Genomic DNA, 18,699 nt, shown 5'->3' with positions numbered 1-18,699 from the left:
ATGTTTTTCAGCCAATCTTTTATAGCCAAGCGTCCCTCTGAGGTATTCATTCACTACCATCGCCTTAAAGTTATCCGCATATTTAACCATAATAAAACACCCCAAAAGTTAGATTTTGAATCTAACTTCTGGGGTGCACTTCATCCTTGGGTACATTTATTTATACGCATCACGACGCTTTGGCCATAACTTTATTTGCTTTAGCTTTTCGTGTTTTTATATTCACAATCAATACACCAGAAATCGCTACGATTCCCCCGATAAGTGAGAGAATAGATGGGAATTCCTGCAACCACATCCAGGCAACAAGTATAGCAATAGCTGGTTCAAGATATAAGACGCTAGTAATAGAACTAGCTTTACTTAGCGATAGTGCTATTGCCCACATTACATAAGCGATGGCGCCTGGAAAAACCCCGACATATATAGCAGTGAGACTGGCTTCCAATGTGGCATGCTGAATCGTTTGGAAAAAGCCTGGAGCGAAGATCAAAAACGGAATCGTGCCCGCCCATGTAAAATAAGCTGTCAATTCTATTGGTTTATAGCGGGTTAAAAACGGCTTTTGGAAAACAAAAAATACGGAAGTGGCAAAAGCAGAAATTAGCACAAAAAAAGCTCCTTCGGAAATGGTGAAGGAAGATCCCGCCGTTCCTAACGTTATTAAAATGATTCCAATAAAACCAATACTTAAACCTAACCAACCGAATAAACCTAAGCGTTCTTTTAAAACAATCGCTGCAATAATAGCGGTAAAAATTGGGGCAGAACCAACGAGCATCCCTGCTGTACCCGCAGAAATCGTTTGTTCGCCAAATGTAACGCCAATATGATAAACACTGATGCCAATCCATCCTAATATAAGAATTTTTAACAAATCCTTTTTTTGAGGCAACCGGAATTTAACACCTGGCCATAAGGCATAAACAATAAATAACGCAGATGCCACAAAATAACGTACAAGAACTAAATGCCCGGGAGAATAACCACCATTCAAGCTAACACGAATACCTGCAAAAGTGGATCCCCAAATTATAACTGTAAAAAGTGCCATTAATAGAGCTTTTGCGTTCAATTATTTTTTCCTCCTACTAACAATCAAAAAGTACATTTGTATATTATAGCTCTATAAGATTAGTAATGAAAAGAAACAAATATTGTAATTAAAAATATGGAATTAAAAAAACTAGAAATGAAGGAAAAAAGAGGAGATGGTAGAATTATATAAAAATCAATCACTCGGACAGCAACAGAAGGGTATGGGATAATGAAAGAATTATTATTAAATAGAAAATTTGTGTTTTTGTGGTTAGCTCAAGCAGCGTCTGGACTAGGCAGTACATTTGCTACCTTTGCATTATCGTGGCTCGTATATGAAATGACGGGCTCGAAGATGGCGATGGGAAGTATATGGGTATCATTTATGCTTCCGAATATTTTGATTCAGCTTTTTTCAGGTCCTTACTTAGATCGATGGGATCGTAAAAAAGTAATGATGTTTTCAGAGTGGTCCCGAGCAGCTGCTTTCCTTGTATTAGTTATGTTAATTTCTTTCAATCAATTAGAAGCATGGCATTTATTTGCTGTATCTGTAGCGGTAGGACTTGCTCAGCCAATCTTTTATCCTGCAATCATGGCTTATGTTGCGGATATCTTACCTAAAGAAAAGTTATTGAAAGGCAACTCCATTCTTGAAGGAACAGGGCAGGTGATGATGCTTTTAGGACCAACATTCGGTGGAGTACTAATAGCAGCTTTTGGAACAGAACCTGTTTTATATATCCTTATTATTTCTCTAGGAGTTTCTGGTGTGCTATTAATGATGAACCCAAGCTCGAAGAAAAAACAATTAAGAAAAAGAGAAAGTTGGTTTACCCAGTTTAAAGAAGGGCTCCAATTTTATCGTGTATACCCTGTATTGTTTTGGGTAGGAATGATGATGATGATGATTAACTTTAGTTCCGGCGCTGCGCAACCTATGTTTCTGCCATTTATTACGGATGAATTGCATGGCACTGCTTTTAAATATGGTCTATTTACTTCCGCCTTTTCGTTCGGTATGGTTGGGGGCACTATCCTTACTGGTACTCTAAAGGAACCAAGAAATAGAAAAAGGGTCATGCTAGGTTCATTGTTTATTTCTGGGGTATTATTTTTAGGGTTAGCTTGGACTCCGTTTTATTGGCTAGCTCTTGTTATTTCTTTTGGGCAAGGTTTATTTGCAATAATTTTTAATATAAATAATACGACGTTATATCAGCAAAGGGTTCCGGAACACTTGCGTGGCAGGGTGTTTTCTGTAAGGATTTTGTTGGCTCAAGCTGGAATTCCGTTCGGAGCAGCATTAGGGGGTCTCTTTGCAGAGGTATTTTCTATTCCTATTTTATTTACCGTTTTAGGATGCCTTATAGCCTGCACTACCATCGTTTGTTGGTTCAACCCTATTTTTGAAAGGCTAAATGAAAAAGAAACAGTTTATATAGATGTGAAAAAATCACCACACATTGAATAGTTCGTGTGGTGATATTTAATTTAAGACTCGTATTTGATTGTTTGTATTGTTCCATCCTCATTATATTTTAGCTCCGTGAACTTTACACTACGCTTATGATTTACACCGCCAGATAAAGAAGCGTCATGATAAAATAAATACCATTTGCCTTTAAATTCTACTATAGAATGATGCGTTGTCCATCCTAGAACTGGAGTTAGAATCGTACCTTTATAAACAAATGGTCCTTGTGGATTTTTACTCATCGCATAGGCGAGAAGATGGGTAGTTCCTGTCGAATAGGAAAGATAATAATACCCATTGTATTTATGAACCCAGGGACCTTCAAAAAATCTTCTTTCCTCATCACCAGCCAAGATAGGATTTCCTTCTTCATCGATAATGGAGATTTCTTGAGGCTTCCCTTTGAAAGAAAGCATGTCATCGTTCAATTCAGCAAACATGGGACCTAATGCAGGTTCCGTAGCATCAGGACCTTTTCCATTAGGATCATAGCTTCCTGTACGCCATTTTTCCAATTGCCCACCCCAAAGACCGCCAAAATACATATATGCTCGATTATCAGCGTCAACCAATACGGCAGGGTCCATGCTGAAACTACCTTGTATGTAATTTTCTTGCGGAGTAAAAGGTCCTGCCGGGTTTGGGCTAGTAGCTACTCCAATTCGGAAAATTTCATCATGATCTTTCGCTGGGAAATATAGGTAGTATGTATTGTTTTTATAAGCAGCATCCGGCGCCCACATTTGTTTTTTTGCCCAAGGTACATCTTTTACATTAAGTACCTCACCGTGGTCCACACATGGAGAAGCGAAATCATCTAAAGATAGTACATGATAATCCTCCATCGCATATTGATCGCCATTATCATTAGATGGTCCATCATGGTCTAAGTCATGGGAAGGATAAATATAAATTTTCCCTTCAAAAATATGGGCAGAAGGGTCAGCAGTGTAAATATGCTCGACTAACGGTTCGTTCTGTTTAACTTTTTTCATTTTCTATTCACCTCTATTAATCTTAAATTCTACTAAGAAATATTAAGTACGCTTATTTAATACCAATTATTGTAAAATAAATTCTTAATCTATATTTTTGAAAGATAGTCATTTATAAATGACCTACAAGAAAATGAACTTTAATAATAGTAACTTTTCATCTATTCCTCCCATTCATGAAATAATAGAAATAAAAACTTTGTATAACGACTAGACAAACTGTGTTTTTGTTATTATAATATGAAAAAAAGCAAAAGACAACGCTTACAAAAATTCGTGTAAAAAAAATCCTATTCATAAAACGCCTTCCAAGCAACTTTACCAATATCTACATAATGAATTATCTACCCAGATTTAAGCGTATATTCAAGTGTTTGATCCATGAGTATCACAAGATTGAAAAAGAAGAAATATAATTAGGTGAACAAATTGGCGAAAATGCTCTACTAAAAACCCCGACCCTACCGTGAAAAGAGTTCCTGAGAAATTTTACTTCGTTCTTTGCCTTTAAATGATTAGCAAAATAAGTAGATGCTAATTTTATAGTTTTATATGTAATTCTAAATGGATAAGACCACTTAACGGAAACGCTTCTCACTCTGATGTTTTAAGAAAACGCTAATATCAATAATTGGAGAGTTCCTACTGTCTAAAATTGTCGACTAGTATACCATATTTCTCTATTTTCTAAGCTCGGCAATTATTAAAAATCAAAACTCAAGTTAGATTTTCCAAGGATACATCCTTGATTATCAAATATCAATTTTAAGAGGGGGAAAATGCGTTGAAGATGAGAAGAAGATTTTTTTTAACCATGCTTTTAAGTTTGATGATGATTCTAAGCTCAGCTTGTTCATCAGAAACAGGTAGTAAAGATGCAGGTGGCAAAAAGTCTGGAAAAAAAGAGATTACGGTTTGGAGCTTTACAAATGAAGGTGAGTATGCTGTAAAAAAGTACATGGAAAAAAATCCTGATGTAAAAGTAAATTTTCAGCATATTCCAGGTGATCAATATCAAACTAAATTACGTTCCGCTTTACAAACGGGTGTCAATGCTCCTGATGTGTTTGCAACTGAGTATGGCTTTGTGAGAAAGTTTATTGATTTTCCGTCTCTAGAGAATCTATCTGACGTGTCTTATAATGCTGATGATTTAATTGGACAGCAATATGAATATGTACAGGCAATTGAAACAGATTCCGAAGGGCAGATAAAAGCTCTTGGTTATCAAGGAACACCGGGGGGATTCTATTATCGCAGAGATTTAGCAAAACAATATTTAGGAACAGACGACCCTGCAGAAGTCAGTGAATTAATTTCTTCTTGGGATAAGATATTTGAGATAGGGAAGCGTGTTTACGATGAAAGTGGAGGCAAGGTTCATGCCTTATCGAATTGGAATGCTATTGGTTCAGTTCAATCAGGAAATGTAACTTCAGCTTGGGTTGAAGACGGCAAATTAGTGATAGATCCAGATAGAATGAAAGTGTTAGATTTGGCTATTCAAGCAAAAGAAATGAATGTATTGGCTATGTTAGAAAACTGGAGTGCAGGAATGTGGGCAGCAATGCAATCCGGGGATGTTATGTTTTTCCCAGGCCCAACATGGTATTTAAATTTTGTCATTAAAGAAAATGCACCAGAAACAAGTGGGAATTGGGGAATAGCACACGGACCAGGATCCTTTAGTGGAGGGGGAACATTCTACTCTATATATTCGAAAAGCGAAAATAAAGAACTAGCTTGGGATTTTATCAAATTCTATTCATTTGATCATGAGTTTTTGGAGCAACTGGCGAAAGAGCAATCCTATTTTACAAGTAATAGAGAAGTTAATGCTAAACTTGCACCTGAGTTGACGGATGAATTCTTGGCAGGTCAAAAGTATTTTGAGTTTTTCAATATTGAAGGTGAAAAGGTCCACCCTGTTTTAAGAAGTGAGTTTGATGGAGATATTGATACGATATTTAGTAATAATATGGAGTCCTTTGTAAAAGGTAACATCAAAACGAAAGAAGAATTTCTTGAAAAGTTTAAAGCTGAAGTTAAGCACGATTTTCCAGATATAGTAGTAGATTAACAGAATGGCCCGGTTTCTCGCCGGGCCTAGTATTAAAAATTGAAAGTTTTTGGAGGAAACGATAATGTTTTCGAATAGCATTAAAAAAGATAATTATGGATATTTATTTATTGCTCCATTCTTTATTATTTTTTGCATTTTTGGTCTGTATCCAATCCTCTATTCCTTGTATTTGAGTTTTACGAATTGGGATGGATTAAATGATCCCGCATTTGTAGGGTTTGCCAATTATTTAAGAGCATTTACAGATCCAGTATTTTTTAAATCATTGTTCAATACTTTTTTTATTTGGATTATATCCGTTATTCCTCAGTTAACGGTCAGTTTAGTGTTAGCGGTTATTCTAACTGAAAAATATTTAAAGGGAAAAGAGTTTTTCCGTGCCGTATACTTTTTCCCTAATATAGTAACTGCAGCATCGTTAGGACTACTTGTTAGTTTAATGTTTGATTGGAAAACTGGAAGCGTCAATCAGATGTTATTAAGTTTAGGGATATTCGATGATCCATACGATTGGAAAAATAATCCTTTTATAATGAGGTTGATTGTATCCACTATTCTCTTTTTTCAATATTTTGGTTACTCCATGTTAATCTATATTGCTGGTCTCCAAGGCATTTCTCATGAATATTCTGAAGCTGCCCAAATCGATGGTGCAAGTAAAGTTCAAGTTTTTTTCAAAATAACAATTCCGCTATTACGACCTATTATTCTCTTCCAAGTTATTACCTCATTAATAGGAGGAGTACAAATTTTTGACCAACCATACATGTTAACACAAGGTTCGGGTGCACCAGATAATTCAACTCTTACAAGTATTATGTATCTGTATCGAACAGCTTTTGAACAAAATAATTTTGGCTATGGTGCGACATTAGCTTTTTGTTTGTTTTTTGTTATAGGAACCTTATCTATTATTTCCTTTTTGGTTTCCAATCGTCGTAACAGAGCATAGGGAGGGCAGAACATGGAACTTGCTAATTCACAGACTAAAACTGGACAAATTATTAGTCCAGAAAGAAAAAGAACGAAAAGAAATCTTTTTTTTCTCTATATAATTCTAACAATATTGGCTATTTTTTGTTTTTTTCCATTTTATTTAATGCTTATGTATTCTACTCATTCCAATGCTGAAATTGCTGCTTCCTTTGTCTATTTACCAGGTGACGATCTTGTTTCGAATTTTACAAGGATGATTGAAAAGGTGAATATAGGGAGAGGTTTTTTAAACAGCATAATCATTGCGGGTGGTTCTACCGTATTAACTCTATATTTTGGTGGATTAACGGCATATGGATTTTCTAAATATAAATTCCGTTACAACAAGCAACTCTTTTATTTTATGTTAGCAACCATGATGATTCCTGGACAGTTAGCATTAATTGGTAGTTACAAATGGTTAGGAATGTTGAACTTACTGGATACGCATGCCGCTATTATCTTACCTGCTGCCGCAAATACATTTGCAGTATTTTTTATTAAACAATTTATTGATGGCAGTATTCCTGATGAAATTATTGAATCTGCACGAATTGACGGTGCCGGAGAATGGAGGATTTTTAATAGAATTATTTTACCGATGCTAGCCCCGGCCCTTTCTGCTATTGGTATTTTTACATTCATTGGATCTTGGAATAACTTTATCAGTCCACTAGTATTGTTGTTTTCTGAAGAAAAATATCCTCTCCCAGTCGTTGTTGCTATGATTCAAGGGTATTACAGCACGGATTTTGGTTTGCTTTATTTGGGAGTAGCGATCTCTGTATTGCCTATTATTATCGTCTTTTCGATTTTCTCAAAACGTATCATGGGAAGTGTTGCAATCGGTTCTGTAAAAGGATAATAGATTTTAATAAAAATATGGAGTGGTTTTAATGAAACGAGTGAAATTGGGGATTATTGGTTGCGGTAATATTAGTAGCATATACTGTCAGGCAGGTACCAAATTCAACAATGTAGAGGTCGTTGCTTGTGCGGATATTGACCTTGAGCGTGCCAAAGCACGTGCAAAAGAGTTTAATATTCCAAAAGCATGTACAGTGGAAGAGTTACTTGCAGATCCAGAAATTGAAATTGTTATTAATTTGACCATTCCAAAGGCGCATGCGGAGGTGTGTATTGCAGCACTTGAAGCAGGTAAGCATGTATATGTTGAAAAACCTTTGGCCGTAACACGAGAAGATGGACAAAAAATATTAACTCTTGCAATAGAAAAAGGTTTATTGGTTGGCGGAGCTCCTGACACTTTTCTTGGAGGTGGGATTCAAACAGTACGGAGATTAATTGACGAAGGGGAAATTGGAGAAATTGTAGGTGCAACAGCATTTATGATGAGCCCTGGTCATGAAATTTGGCATCCTGATCCTGAATTTTATTATCAAGTTGGTGGTGGACCAATGTTTGATATGGGACCTTACTACATAACGGCATTAATCAATCTAATCGGTCCGATTCGAAAAGTTACTGGCTTTACAAGAATTAGTTTTCCTGAAAGAACGATAACGAGTCAACCAAAATACGGGCAAAAAATCCAAGTGGAAGTCCCTACCCACGTTGCTGGTGTGCTTGAATTTGAAGGTGGTCCTATCGCAACCATTATTACAAGCTTTGATGTTTATGGTTCCAAACTTCCTAACATTGAAATATACGGGTCAAAGGGAACAATCGTTGTACCCGATCCAAATACTTTCGGAGGTCCGGTGTATCTATTTAAACGGAATGAGGATGATCCTCTATCTATTTATAAAAATGGAATTCAATGGGAGGAGATTCCGTTAACACATGGATATACCGATAACAGCCGTGGAATTGGTGTGGCGGATATGGCGGAAGCACTTAGGAGCGGAAGAGCACATCGCGCTAATGGTGATCTAGCTTTTCATGTGTTAGACGTGATGCATGCAATCCATGATACATCTAATAGAGGTGCCCACTATGAGCTTTCCAGTACATGTGAGAAACTGGAAGCGTTACCAGTAGACTTTTTGGAATTCAGTCATCAGTGATGAATCTGTAATGCAACATTTTAATATAAAAATAAAAACATACAGGAAAGACTCAACACTTCGTAAGGCTTTAGGAGTGTTGAGTTTTTGTGTGCCATTATATCCAACTATCAGTGATATTAGCCCTATAAAAAATCACTACCAAAAGACTATCGAAATTTACAGTATCTAAACGTTACAAAAATACCTTTTTAATAATCCTCCTTTACTATTTTAAGTGAAGTAGATTCTACTAAACTTTTTAGGAGGTCTTTTAAATGAATAAGAAAAAGGTTATTGTTCCATTGTTAAGTGCAGCCATTTTATTTCCAACTGCTGCAAATGTGTTTGCCAAACCGTATGATCCTATTTCATCAGTGAAGTCAGTGGAATTTGTTGGCATGGAAGCACCGGATACAAATGAGGAGCGTTCTAAAATGTATAGTGAAGCGTCAATAACGGTTACGTTGAATGATGGTTCTCAAAAAACATTACCTTTAGAATATAAAGCTTTGGCACGTCCTGGAGAAAAAATAAATGGCAAGGTAGTAGGCGCTGCATATGATGTGAACGGCAATATCATTAAAGATAAAAAGGGCAATCCTATCTTTTCAACGGCCCCTGATATGAATACTTTGCTTAGTGTAAATGGAAAAAGCGGAAAATTATATATGATCAATCATTTTGAAAGTATGCCAAATAATGAGATTGGAAATATGCCGAAAGTAGTTTATTTAAATACAGTTATTCAAGATAAGAAAACAGGAGAGCTAAAAATTACGGACATCGAACCTGTGGATTTTTCAGCTGATGGCGGAATTTGGACACCTTGTGCTGGAACGTTATCGCCTTGGAATACTCACTTAGGCAGTGAAGAATACGAACCAAACGCCAGAATTCATGAAGCAAATCCCGAAAAATCTTCGGTGACAGAATTTGCTCGAAACTATTATCAAGACTCCTCTGTGGTTGGAAATCCTTATCTTTATGGCTATACGACAGAAATAACCGTTCATCCAAATGGAAAAGCCAAAGCGGTCAAACACTATAGCATGGGTCGTTTATCGTTTGAAAACGTAACGGTCGCGCCTGATCAACGTACAGTTTATTATGGAGACGACGGCAGTTATACAATGTCCTTTATGTACATTGCTGACAAGGAAAAAGACTTATCTGCAGGTACACTATATGCTGCAAAATGGAACCAAACAAGTGATCAAAACGGTGGTGCAGCGGATATCGAGTGGATAAAATTAGGACATGCCAATGATCGTGAAATAAAAGAGCTCGCAACAACCGTTTCATTTAGTGATATTTTTGAAGTGACTAATGATGCTGCATATGCTAAAGCAAACGGCTTTACAAGAATAAAAGCGGCTGGAAATGATGAATGGCTAAAAGTGAAACCTGGTATGGAAAAGGCTGCAGCATTTTTAGAATCACGAAGATACGGAGCAATCATGGGAGCTACGGCTGAGTTTAACAAAATGGAAACTCTCACATTCAATAAAGCGGATAAAAAAATCTACATGGCCATGTCTTATATTGAAAAAGGTATGACTAAAAATCCGAATGATCCTGTTGATGATATTCAACTACCAAAACTTAGCGCGGGCGCCATCTATGAAATGAACTTATCGTCTGGGCAAGAGGATCGTAATGGAAACGCAATTGATAGTGATTATGTTGTAACGGATATGTCTGCATTATTACTTGGTGAGGATTTAGGGGGAAAAGATGCAGATGGAAATACCGCTAATCCTGATAAAATAGCAAATCCAGACAATATTGTTTTCTCTGAAAAACTAAGGACCCTATTTATTGCCGAAGATAGTAATATGCATACGAATAACTTTGGCTGGGCTTATCACGTGGATACAAAGAAGCTTTCCCGTATTGTTTCTGCGCCAGATGGAGGGGAAGTTACAGGACTTCAAGCTATCGATGAGTTAAATGGCCATTCTTATCTCATGGTTGGTTCGCAAAACCCAGGCAATATTGGTTATTTTAATTTACCTTCTGTTGACGGAAAGTAATTACAACCTGCAAAATAAAAGCTCAACTCTGCGTAAAACTTTGCAGCGTTGAGCTTTTTACATTACTTCGTATAGTTATCAAAATACCCTTGTATAAACACGATTGGTGTACCTTTATCTCCACTTCCAGAAGTAAGATCTGATAGTGAACCAATTAAATCAGTCAGTTTTCTAGGTGTTGTCCCTTGGGCTTCCATTGCACCAACAAGGTCATCACCTTTGTTGTTGATATAATCGGCGATTGCCTTTTTAAGCTCCTCGCCCTTTAAGTCGGAAAAGTTGTTGTCAGCAAGGTATTTTAGCTTTATTTCATTAGGAGTTCCTTCGAGACCTGATGTATAAGCAGGGGACACTACTGGATCAGCAAGCTCCCAAATTTTACCGACAGGGTCTTTAAAAGCTCCATCGCCATAAATCATGACTTCGACGTTTTTACCTGTTTTTTCTTTAAGCACCTGTTGAATTTTGTCAACGACAGGCTGGCAGTTGCGTGGGAATAGTTTTATGCTTTCTTCTGTTGATTTATTGGAACCTAATAAGCCATAAGCTTCATTAAATCCACTGCCATCTACAGATTCGGATAAAATATTATCCAAGCTGTAAATTTTCTCTCCGCCGTTTGCCTTTAAGATTCTTTTCGTTCTAAATCTTGTATGAATATCACAAGTAAGTACATTTTTAGTATATTCTAGAATAGTTTTTGGATTGTTTGAGAAGATTACTTCGCATTCAACACCGTATTCTTCAACTAATGATTTGTAATACTCGATATAATCTACGCCAGTGAAAGGATGCTTATTGGATCCGAATAGGTCACGGAATTTTTTTTCTGTTAATACATCAGTCCAAGGATTTACTCCTTTTTCGTCTAACGTATCGATGTCAACTAAGTGATTTCCAACTTCATCAGACGGGTAGCTAAGCATTAATACGATTTTTTTAGCACCTTTAGCAATACCACGAAGGCAAGTTGCAAAGCGGTTGCGGCTTAAAATTGGGAAGATGACTCCTAAGGTATCGTCCCCAAATTTTGAATGAACGTCTTTAGCAATTTGATCGATCGTCGCGTAGTTGCCTTGTGCGCGTGCAACGATAGATTCTGTTACAGACACGATATCTTTATCATTAATGGTCAAGCCTTCAACTTCTACAGCTTTTAACACGCTATCTACAACGATTTCTTCGATGTTATCCCCTTTATTGATAATCGGGCAACGAAGGCCTCTCGCAACAGTTCCGACTACTCTCTCCAAATTGATCGCTCCTTCTAACTAATAACGTTAATGTAAGTTAACTACTCTTGTAATATACAGCAGTTTAGTGGTATAAGTAAAATGAATATATCAAATAGTGGGTATAAGGTGTGGTTATATGGCGAGTAAATTAGATTTGTATAAAATTTTTTGTGTTGTTGGTAAGAGAAAAAGCTTTTCGCAAGCGGCAAAAGAGCTTTATATGACGCAGCCTGCTGTTAGTCAGGCAATCATGCAGTTAGAAAGAGAACTGGATACTCGTCTTTTTAATCGAACACCAAAAGGCGTCTCTTTAACGGACGAGGGCACCATTTTATTCGAATATGCCAATTCAGCCATTAATTTGATTGAGGCAGGAGAAGAAAAGCTTTTAGAATTTAAAAATTTAACGGCAGGCGAGTTAAAAATAGGTGTAGGTGATACGATTTCACGTCATTTTTTACTTCCTTACCTAGAAGCTTTCCATAATCACTACCCAAATATAAAATTTAAAATGGTGAACGGCACAACTACTGAAATATGCACTTTACTTAAATCAGGTGAGGTCGACATTGGGGTTTGTAATTTTCCTCTAGAAGATCCTGCATTGGAGCTTAAACCTTGCATTGATATCCATGACATATTTGTTTGCGGAGAGAAGTTTAAATATTTACTATCTAAACCATTAAGCTTAGAGGAATTAGTAAAATTGCCATTAATCATGCTTGAACCGAAATCAAATTCCAGAATGTATGTCGAGGATTATTTGATTTCAAAAGGAATCAAAATGTCTCCCGAATTTGAGCTCGGCTCGCATGATTTATTACTGGAGTTTGCAAAGATTAACCTAGGAATTGCATGTGTTACGAAAGAATTTTCCTTAAAAGATTTAGAAGAACGAAACGTATGGAAAATTCCCGTCATAGAAGAAATCCCAAGTAGGAGCATCGGTGTTTGTTATTTAAAAAGTGTTCCACTTTCTCCGGCATCCAATAAATTTGTAAAGATCATAGAAAATAAATAAGTTTCTATATGATCTATTTAGTAACATGATCACGACTTGATTGCAGCTAATGTTTTTTCCATATATTCTTCCAGATGATCTGCAGGATTAAGCACTGTATATCCATGACATACTTCAACTTTTTTGGGTTTTAAGTACTTTATGATGGCGCTGCTCTTGACAGCTTCATTCATATCTGGTGTAAAAATAGACATTGGGCGATGTAGTTTGCCTTTCTTAGATGTAAAGAGGTCGCCAGCTAATAACACTTGGTCTTTTTCATGGAAATAGGCGACATGCCCCGGAGAGTGACCAGGTGTATGATAAGGAGTCAATCCACCAATTGTCATTAAGTTACCTGCTATATCTTCTGGGAGTGGTTGAATAATCTCTTTTGCTACGTTTTGCTCTGGTTTCTTTCTTTTAGGGTAAGCAAGTTCGCCAGTCATGTAGGGAATTTCTATTTGATGTGCAAATACAGGAACCTTATTCTGATTTAAGATAGGCTTTATTGCACCAATATGATCCTGATGTCCGTGGGTGAGTAAAATTCTTGTTAGTGACCCCATGTTAAGTTTTTCAATAAAGTTTATGATTCCTTTTGCCATACTAGGAATCCCGGCATCTACTAAGGTAACTTCACCTTTGTCTACAACGACCCAAACATGGACAGGTATCAACATCCATATGTTTAAACTCCAAATATGCTCTGAAACTCTTTTCGCTTTCATTACTCATTCCCCTTTTTTCGAATTTTTTCCTTGAAGCCCAAAATAAGGACTTCTACAGTGAGGTCAAATGTTGGAGTTAATCTTTTCATTAGTTCGGTTATGGGTTCATGAAGATAGGAATACGTACTCAAAATTCCATTCAAATGATAATAATAAATACGAGAAAAGTTTAACAATAATTCATTGTTTGATATGGAGAGACAGTCTTGTAAAACTTGTTTCATCAAAGCGAATGTTTCTAGCCGGAGTTTATTAATCTCTAATAACGCTTCTACTTCATCTACTCTCGTAGATTTGGCGTTGAAAAAAACATCGTACATGCTTCTGTTTTCTAAGCAAAATTGGATGTACTCATGGCTTATTCTTTTTAATTTGTCTTCGGCGGATACAGTGGCCATATGTGCTACGACTTTTAATTGTTCATGCAGTTTTTCTAATGCCGGCATAGATAGCTCTTGAAGTAGCGCTTCTTTATCTTTGAAATAGAGATAAATGGTTGTATGTGAACACCCTGCATCTTTGGCAATTTCTCGGATGGATACAGAGTCAAATCCTTTTTTGGCAAATAATGTTCCGGCTGCTTTTAAAATTTGTTCTTTAGTTTCTTCTGAGCGTTGTTCCTGTCTGCTTTTCATATCGAAAAATCATTCCTTTTAAAATTAACTAACCGCTGGTTATATTGTAACCGGTGGTTAGTTTTGAGTCAATATGCCAATTAAACTTTTTCTTTTTCGAGCAAAAAAATGTAATAATGAAAAAAAGTATTCTTTTGAATAGGAGAGTAGTATATGAATCCATTCGTATTTTCCTGTATTTGCCCACATGGCGGGGAAATCATCCCGGAATTACAGGGTACCAATCCAAAAAGAATGGCAATCACCCGGGAAAGTTTATCGAGGCTAGGAAAAGAAATGGAGGGAGCAAAACCTGATGTCTTAATTGTTTTAACACCACACGGGACTCGAATTAACGGCCAATTTTCAATTTCGGGTTCGGAAAGAATGGTTGGAACAGTTGAAGAAAATGAGGCATCTTTTACAATGGGAAAATTGGTGGACCGTGATTTGGCGCAGAGTATTGCTGAGATTGCAATAGAGGCTGGGATTCCAGTAGGAACTATTAATTTCGGAACTTCGGCGGGTCCGTTTTCCTGCCTACCTCTTGACTGGGGAGCGATTGTTCCACTTCGGTTCATGCCCAATGTTCCAATTGTTGTCATTACTCCATCCAGGGATCTTTCATTTGGAAAACATGTGGAATTTGGTAAAGCCATAAGGGATACAGTTCAAAAATCATCAAAACGAATAGGACTTATTGCAAGTTGCGACTGGTCACATGCACATGATGAAAAAGGACCTTATGGATTTGATCCGGCAGCCAAGAAATTAGATGAAGAAGTTGTAGAACTGATTAAGGACAACCAGCTTGAAAAAATGGCCAACTTTGATGCTGATTTCATTGAAGCGGCTAAGCCAGATGGAATATGGCAAACTCTTATTCTTGCGGGTGCCATTTCGCCTGAAGAAAGACAAGTAGGATATTTATCATATGAAGCACCAACGTATTTTGGATTAATTTGTGCTGCTATACGTTAGAAGTAATTCCTTATAGCCTGATTTAATTTGAAAGTTTTTGCAAACTGGGGTATACTGGCGATAATTACATAAAATGTCCGTCCGGGTGCTTGAGTGAATCAGGCTGAGATAGCAGCTATTGCCGCTGCTGACCGTTAATCTGATCTGGGTAATGCCAGCGTAGAGAATACTGATTAAGTATGATTATTAGGGCCCTTCTCGACCGTCTGCGCATTCAGACGGCTTTTTTGTATAAAAAGAGATAAGGGGTTGGGTAAGGTGAAATTGAAGTTTTCAGATATACTAATTACAGTAATGATAGGAATTGTCTTTGGTATCATTATGAAGTTTTGGGATGATTTATATACGGTCGTTAAACCGTTGTTTCCAGTTGCACGTCAATTAATTTACGGAATGTGGTTCATGGTTGCTCCATTTGCCTTTTTACTTATTCGTAAGCCAGGGGTTGCATTATTATCGAGTGTTGCCGCAGCAGGGCTTTCAGCATTTATCGGTCATGGAATTGAAGTTCTTATATACGGATTTGTTCAAGGGTTAGGCGCTGAGTTATTATTTGCAGGTTTCCGATATAAGAAATTTGGTATTGTCGTTGCGGGATTAGCTGGAATCGCATCTTGTTTTGCTGGCTTCTTCTTAGATTGGTTTTATGGGTATGCGAATCTGGAGGCATGGGCATTATTCACGAAATACGGTTTACGAGTCATTAGTGCCTTCTTATTTACGGGTGTATTTGCCTACTATATCGTTCGCGCATTAGAAGGAACAGGTGTAACTAATTTAATCAGACCTGTTTCTAAAGAAGAATATTCTCTACTAGATAAATAGTTTGATAGGTTTGAGAAGGGCCTTTGAAACTCTTAATTTTTCGAGAGCTAGGTGATTCCTTTGAGTAAGAGACTACAGGATACGATAATGGGAGTTTCGAATTTACGATTAAAATTTCCGGGAGAGCCATCTTTAATTTTCAAAGATCTCTCCTTTACCGTTTTAAAAGGGGAAAAGGTTCTATTGCTGGGGCCTAGCGGCTGCGGAAAGTCGACCTTGCTCCAGGTATTAAGTAGGGTTGTTCCTAATTCAATTGAAGTTCCTCTAAAATATGATTCAATACAGGTTCCTGATTCATGGGGATTTGTTTTTCAAGATCCCGATACGCAATTTTGCATGCCTTACGTGGATGAAGAACTAGCCTTCGTGTTGGAAAACTTGAATATACCACGGGAGCAAATGGATGAATTAATTAAAGACGCGCTTGTGCTTGTCGGCTTAGGCTCACTAGATGTGCATACGTTGATTCAGGATCTTTCGCAAGGAATGAAGCAGCGTTTGGCACTCGCTTCAGTTTTATTACTTCAGCCGGATGTTCTTTTTCTTGATGAGCCCTCTGCTTTGTTGGATCCAGAAGGAACAATGCAGATATGGGATTCTGTGAAGGTAGTGGCAGAGGATAAAACGGTCATTATTGTTGAGCATAAAATTGATCGAATTGCCGATTGGGTTGATAGAGTCGTTCTATTTAATCCAGAAGGTAAAATCATTGCAGACGGTTATCCTTCCACTATTTTTAAAAAGCATCATGAAGAACTTATTCAATATGGTATTTGGTATCCTGCAGTATGGCAGGATTATCTTGATTCGAGAAATTTTAAAAGAATCGAAGAGTTTAGATTGCAAGAGACATATGGAGATACTCCGATTATTAAGGTGCAAGATTTTAAAGGATATCGGGGAAAAACGGAAAAATTAAAGATTCAAGAGGCAGGGGTAAGTAAAGGAAGTTGGGTTGCTATTATAGGTGAGAACGGAGCAGGAAAAAGTACGTTCCTACTTTCGTTAATGCAATTGCTCCGCACATCAGGCGTATACGAAGTGAATGGAAAGCAAATCGATGTAGATAAGAAGAAAAGAACACCACCAACGGAACTCTCGCTTGTTTTTCAAAATCCCGAGCTTCAATTCGTGACGAATTCTGTGTTCGATGAAATTGCTTTTTCGTATGCAACAGCTGGATTGCCTGATTTTGAGATTCGTACGAAGGTATTGGATTTATTAGATATGTTCCAAATCCACGTCAATCAGGACCGCCATCCATTTCAATTATCTATTGGGCAAAAACGCAGACTTAGCGTGGCCACATCATTTGCTCAGGGAGCGGATGTGCTTTTACTGGATGAGCCGACATTTGGCCAAGATGCTAGAAACACTTTTATCATCCTTGAGCAATTGGAAGAGCTACGTAAAAATGGTACGACAGTAATCATGGTTACTCATGATATGATGATTGCTGAACATTTTGCGACTGAAGTATGGTCGATTGATAAGGGCAAATTGATTAGGATTCAAGAGCAAAAAAGAAAGGAGAATGCTTATGCAGGAATGGTTCACTCCAGTTAAAGAAACATGGCTTTATCGTGTTAACCCTGCATTGAAATTCGCCTTATTTTTTATCATGCTCCTAGTCGTCCTATTTAATCAAAACGTTAGCTTTACCTTTAATCAAATGATCTTATATGGAATCATTTTATACGGATTTAGCGGGTATTCCTTGAAAAGATTACTCCTTTTTTCTCTACCGATAATCCTTTCATTTTTTTCATCGGCGATTACGATGATTCTATTTGGAAAAGGGGAAACAGTTTGGTGGTCATGGGGTCTCATTAAAATATCAGAGGAAAGTGTCAACTATGGATTATTAATAGGATATAAAACCGCTTGTTTCGGCTTCTTAGGTCTAGCTTTCATATTAACTTCAAGACCTATACTTTTTTTCTATGCGCTCATGCAACAGTTTCGCCTTCCTTCTAAGTACGCATATAGCTTTATTGCGTCGATCCGTATGTTGCCTGTTATTGTTGATGAGTTACATACGAGGTCTAACGCTCTAAAGGTACGAGGCGTCCAATTTTCTAAAGGAGCAAAAGGTTATTTTGAACGTTTACGAATGTACACCGTGCCGTTATTTGCACAAAGTATACGCAGAGCTCAAAGGGTGGCTGTTGCGATGGAAGCAAAGCGGTATCAAATGGGTGCTAAGAGAACATATTTTTACCCGACAACGTATTCAAAAATGGATATTGCGTTTGTAGTAATTATGACGATTTCCTTTGTTTCCGCCTATTTGTTAGCTTAATATGGTACGATGGGCATAGATGGAAAGAATGGAATATTGGAGGAAATGCAATAATGTCTAATTTACCAAATTGCCCTAGGTGCAATTCAGAATATACGTACGAAGATGGTAGCCTTCTCGTTTGCCCAGAGTGTGCTCACGAATGGAGTTTACAAGAGAGCGAAACGTCCAGTGATGAACGTATTGTAAAAGACGCTAACGGAAATATCTTAAGCGATGGGGACACTGTTACTGTCATTAAGGATCTAAAAGTAAAAGGCAGCTCTTCAGTCGTCAAGATTGGTACGAAAGTGAAAAATATCCGCTTAGTTGAAGGCGACCATGACATTGACTGTAAAATAGATGGATTTGGAGCAATGAAGTTAAAATCGGAGTTCGTGAAAAAGGCGTAAAGTAGTCCC

The 18,699-nt window shown here is 37.3% G+C and carries 17 protein-coding genes and 1 riboswitch; of the genes, 12 read left to right on the top strand and 5 right to left on the bottom strand.

Annotation, left to right across the window (positions count from 1 at the left end; translation table 11 throughout):
- Positions 1–169: 169 nt before the first annotated feature.
- Complete coding sequence (locus MT489_RS17990) at positions 170–1,075, bottom strand: DMT family transporter (RefSeq protein ID WP_244682950.1); 906 nt, start codon at positions 1,073–1,075, stop codon at positions 170–172.
- A 192-nt stretch (positions 1,076–1,267) separates the two neighbouring features.
- Here MT489_RS17990 and MT489_RS17985 point away from each other — a divergent pair, with 192 nt between their 5' ends.
- A complete protein-coding gene (locus tag MT489_RS17985; RefSeq protein WP_244682949.1) occupies positions 1,268–2,512 on the top strand; it encodes an MFS transporter in 1,245 nt (414 codons plus the stop codon).
- A gap of 20 nt (positions 2,513–2,532) precedes the next feature.
- Here MT489_RS17985 and MT489_RS17980 read toward each other — a convergent pair whose 3' ends face one another.
- Positions 2,533–3,510, bottom strand: a complete 978-nt coding sequence (locus tag MT489_RS17980; protein WP_244682948.1) for a glycoside hydrolase family 43 protein — start codon at positions 3,508–3,510, stop codon at positions 2,533–2,535.
- Positions 3,511–4,300: 790 nt separating this feature from the next.
- On the opposite strand from MT489_RS17980, the gene MT489_RS17975 reads away from it, so the two are divergent.
- The 5 genes from MT489_RS17975 (at position 4,301) to MT489_RS17955 (ending at position 10,610) form a co-directional block, all read left to right on the top strand.
- Positions 4,301–5,590 (top strand): ABC transporter substrate-binding protein, encoded by a 1,290-nt coding sequence (locus MT489_RS17975; protein WP_244682960.1) that lies wholly within the window; start codon positions 4,301–4,303, stop codon positions 5,588–5,590.
- 64 nt (positions 5,591–5,654) lie between these two features.
- Complete coding sequence (locus MT489_RS17970) at positions 5,655–6,545, top strand: carbohydrate ABC transporter permease (protein ID WP_244682947.1); 891 nt, start codon at positions 5,655–5,657, stop codon at positions 6,543–6,545.
- Between the two features lie 12 nt (positions 6,546–6,557).
- Complete coding sequence (locus MT489_RS17965; protein WP_244682946.1) at positions 6,558–7,433, top strand: carbohydrate ABC transporter permease; 876 nt, start codon at positions 6,558–6,560, stop codon at positions 7,431–7,433.
- A 31-nt stretch (positions 7,434–7,464) separates the two neighbouring features.
- On the top strand, positions 7,465–8,595 hold the full coding sequence (locus MT489_RS17960) for a Gfo/Idh/MocA family protein (RefSeq protein WP_244682945.1): 1,131 nt from the start codon (positions 7,465–7,467) through the stop codon (positions 8,593–8,595).
- A 257-nt stretch (positions 8,596–8,852) separates the two neighbouring features.
- The gene (locus MT489_RS17955; protein ID WP_244682944.1) at positions 8,853–10,610 is read left to right on the top strand and encodes a PhoX family protein; all 1,758 of its coding nucleotides are present in this window, start codon (positions 8,853–8,855) and stop codon (positions 10,608–10,610) included.
- A gap of 62 nt (positions 10,611–10,672) precedes the next feature.
- On the opposite strand, the gene MT489_RS17950 is transcribed toward MT489_RS17955, so the two are convergent.
- A complete protein-coding gene (locus tag MT489_RS17950; RefSeq protein ID WP_244682943.1) occupies positions 10,673–11,863 on the bottom strand; it encodes a coenzyme F420-0:L-glutamate ligase in 1,191 nt (396 codons plus the stop codon).
- 118 nt (positions 11,864–11,981) lie between these two features.
- Between MT489_RS17950 and MT489_RS17945 the strand changes: the two genes are divergently transcribed.
- Positions 11,982–12,866, top strand: coding sequence for a LysR family transcriptional regulator (locus MT489_RS17945; RefSeq protein ID WP_244682942.1), 885 nt, complete (start codon positions 11,982–11,984; stop codon positions 12,864–12,866).
- 29 nt (positions 12,867–12,895) lie between these two features.
- Here the strand turns inward: MT489_RS17945 and MT489_RS17940 are convergent, their stop codons facing one another.
- Both MT489_RS17940 and MT489_RS17935 read right to left on the bottom strand, forming a co-directional pair.
- The gene (locus MT489_RS17940; RefSeq protein ID WP_244682941.1) at positions 12,896–13,576 is read right to left on the bottom strand and encodes an MBL fold metallo-hydrolase; all 681 of its coding nucleotides are present in this window, start codon (positions 13,574–13,576) and stop codon (positions 12,896–12,898) included.
- Positions 13,576–14,211 carry a TetR/AcrR family transcriptional regulator gene (locus MT489_RS17935; RefSeq protein ID WP_244682940.1) on the bottom strand — a complete coding sequence of 212 codons (636 nt, stop codon included), beginning with the start codon at positions 14,209–14,211 and terminating at the stop codon, positions 13,576–13,578. Before MT489_RS17935 ends, MT489_RS17940 begins: the two co-directional genes overlap by 1 nt.
- Before the next feature lie 153 nt (positions 14,212–14,364).
- Between MT489_RS17935 and MT489_RS17930 the strand changes: the two genes are divergently transcribed.
- The 5 genes from MT489_RS17930 to MT489_RS17910 all read left to right on the top strand — a co-directional run bounded on the left by MT489_RS17930 (position 14,365) and on the right by MT489_RS17910 (position 18,690).
- The gene (locus tag MT489_RS17930) at positions 14,365–15,171 is read left to right on the top strand and encodes a DODA-type extradiol aromatic ring-opening family dioxygenase (RefSeq protein ID WP_244682939.1); all 807 of its coding nucleotides are present in this window, start codon (positions 14,365–14,367) and stop codon (positions 15,169–15,171) included.
- A gap of 71 nt (positions 15,172–15,242) precedes the next feature.
- A riboswitch (TPP riboswitch) is annotated at positions 15,243–15,356 on the top strand.
- A gap of 73 nt (positions 15,357–15,429) precedes the next feature.
- Complete coding sequence (locus tag MT489_RS17925; protein ID WP_307416030.1) at positions 15,430–15,996, top strand: ECF transporter S component; 567 nt, start codon at positions 15,430–15,432, stop codon at positions 15,994–15,996.
- Between the two features lie 51 nt (positions 15,997–16,047).
- A complete protein-coding gene (locus MT489_RS17920) occupies positions 16,048–17,562 on the top strand; it encodes an ABC transporter ATP-binding protein (RefSeq protein WP_370876414.1) in 1,515 nt (504 codons plus the stop codon).
- Positions 17,537–18,298, top strand: a complete 762-nt coding sequence (locus MT489_RS17915) for an energy-coupling factor transporter transmembrane component T family protein (RefSeq protein ID WP_244682938.1) — start codon at positions 17,537–17,539, stop codon at positions 18,296–18,298. The genes MT489_RS17920 and MT489_RS17915 overlap by 26 nt, the downstream gene beginning before the upstream one ends.
- Positions 18,299–18,351: 53 nt before the next feature.
- Positions 18,352–18,690, top strand: coding sequence for a zinc ribbon domain-containing protein YjdM (locus MT489_RS17910; protein WP_244682937.1), 339 nt, complete (start codon positions 18,352–18,354; stop codon positions 18,688–18,690).
- The last annotated feature ends 9 nt before the right edge of the window (positions 18,691–18,699 follow it).

It is taken from the genome of Lederbergia wuyishanensis (assembly GCF_022900255.1).
Lineage (GTDB): Bacteria > Bacillota > Bacilli > Bacillales > Bacillaceae_C > Lederbergia > Lederbergia wuyishanensis.
The sequence above is the reverse complement of the archived record's forward strand: the minus strand, read 5'-3'. Positions and strand labels throughout refer to the sequence as shown.

Bases quoted from the DNA above. Each gene is read 5' to 3' on its own strand.
- MT489_RS17930 (WP_244682939.1), top strand. From the start codon at position 14,365: ATGAATCCATTCGTATTTTCCTGTATTTGCCCACATGGCGGGGAAATC.
- MT489_RS17915 (WP_244682938.1), top strand. From the start codon at position 17,537: ATGCAGGAATGGTTCACTCCAGTTAAAGAAACATGGCTTTATCGTGTT.
- MT489_RS17960 (WP_244682945.1), top strand. From the start codon at position 7,465: ATGAAACGAGTGAAATTGGGGATTATTGGTTGCGGTAATATTAGTAGC.
- MT489_RS17955 (WP_244682944.1), top strand. From the start codon at position 8,853: ATGAATAAGAAAAAGGTTATTGTTCCATTGTTAAGTGCAGCCATTTTA.
- MT489_RS17975 (WP_244682960.1), top strand. From the start codon at position 4,301: ATGAGAAGAAGATTTTTTTTAACCATGCTTTTAAGTTTGATGATGATT.
- MT489_RS17965 (WP_244682946.1), top strand. From the start codon at position 6,558: ATGGAACTTGCTAATTCACAGACTAAAACTGGACAAATTATTAGTCCA.
- MT489_RS17935 (WP_244682940.1), bottom strand. From the start codon at position 14,211: ATGAAAAGCAGACAGGAACAACGCTCAGAAGAAACTAAAGAACAAATT.
- MT489_RS17980 (WP_244682948.1), bottom strand. From the start codon at position 3,510: ATGAAAAAAGTTAAACAGAACGAACCGTTAGTCGAGCATATTTACACT.
- MT489_RS17970 (WP_244682947.1), top strand. From the start codon at position 5,655: ATGTTTTCGAATAGCATTAAAAAAGATAATTATGGATATTTATTTATT.
- MT489_RS17940 (WP_244682941.1), bottom strand. From the start codon at position 13,576: ATGAAAGCGAAAAGAGTTTCAGAGCATATTTGGAGTTTAAACATATGG.
- MT489_RS17945 (WP_244682942.1), top strand. From the start codon at position 11,982: ATGGCGAGTAAATTAGATTTGTATAAAATTTTTTGTGTTGTTGGTAAG.
- MT489_RS17910 (WP_244682937.1), top strand. From the start codon at position 18,352: ATGTCTAATTTACCAAATTGCCCTAGGTGCAATTCAGAATATACGTAC.
- MT489_RS17985 (WP_244682949.1), top strand. From the start codon at position 1,268: ATGAAAGAATTATTATTAAATAGAAAATTTGTGTTTTTGTGGTTAGCT.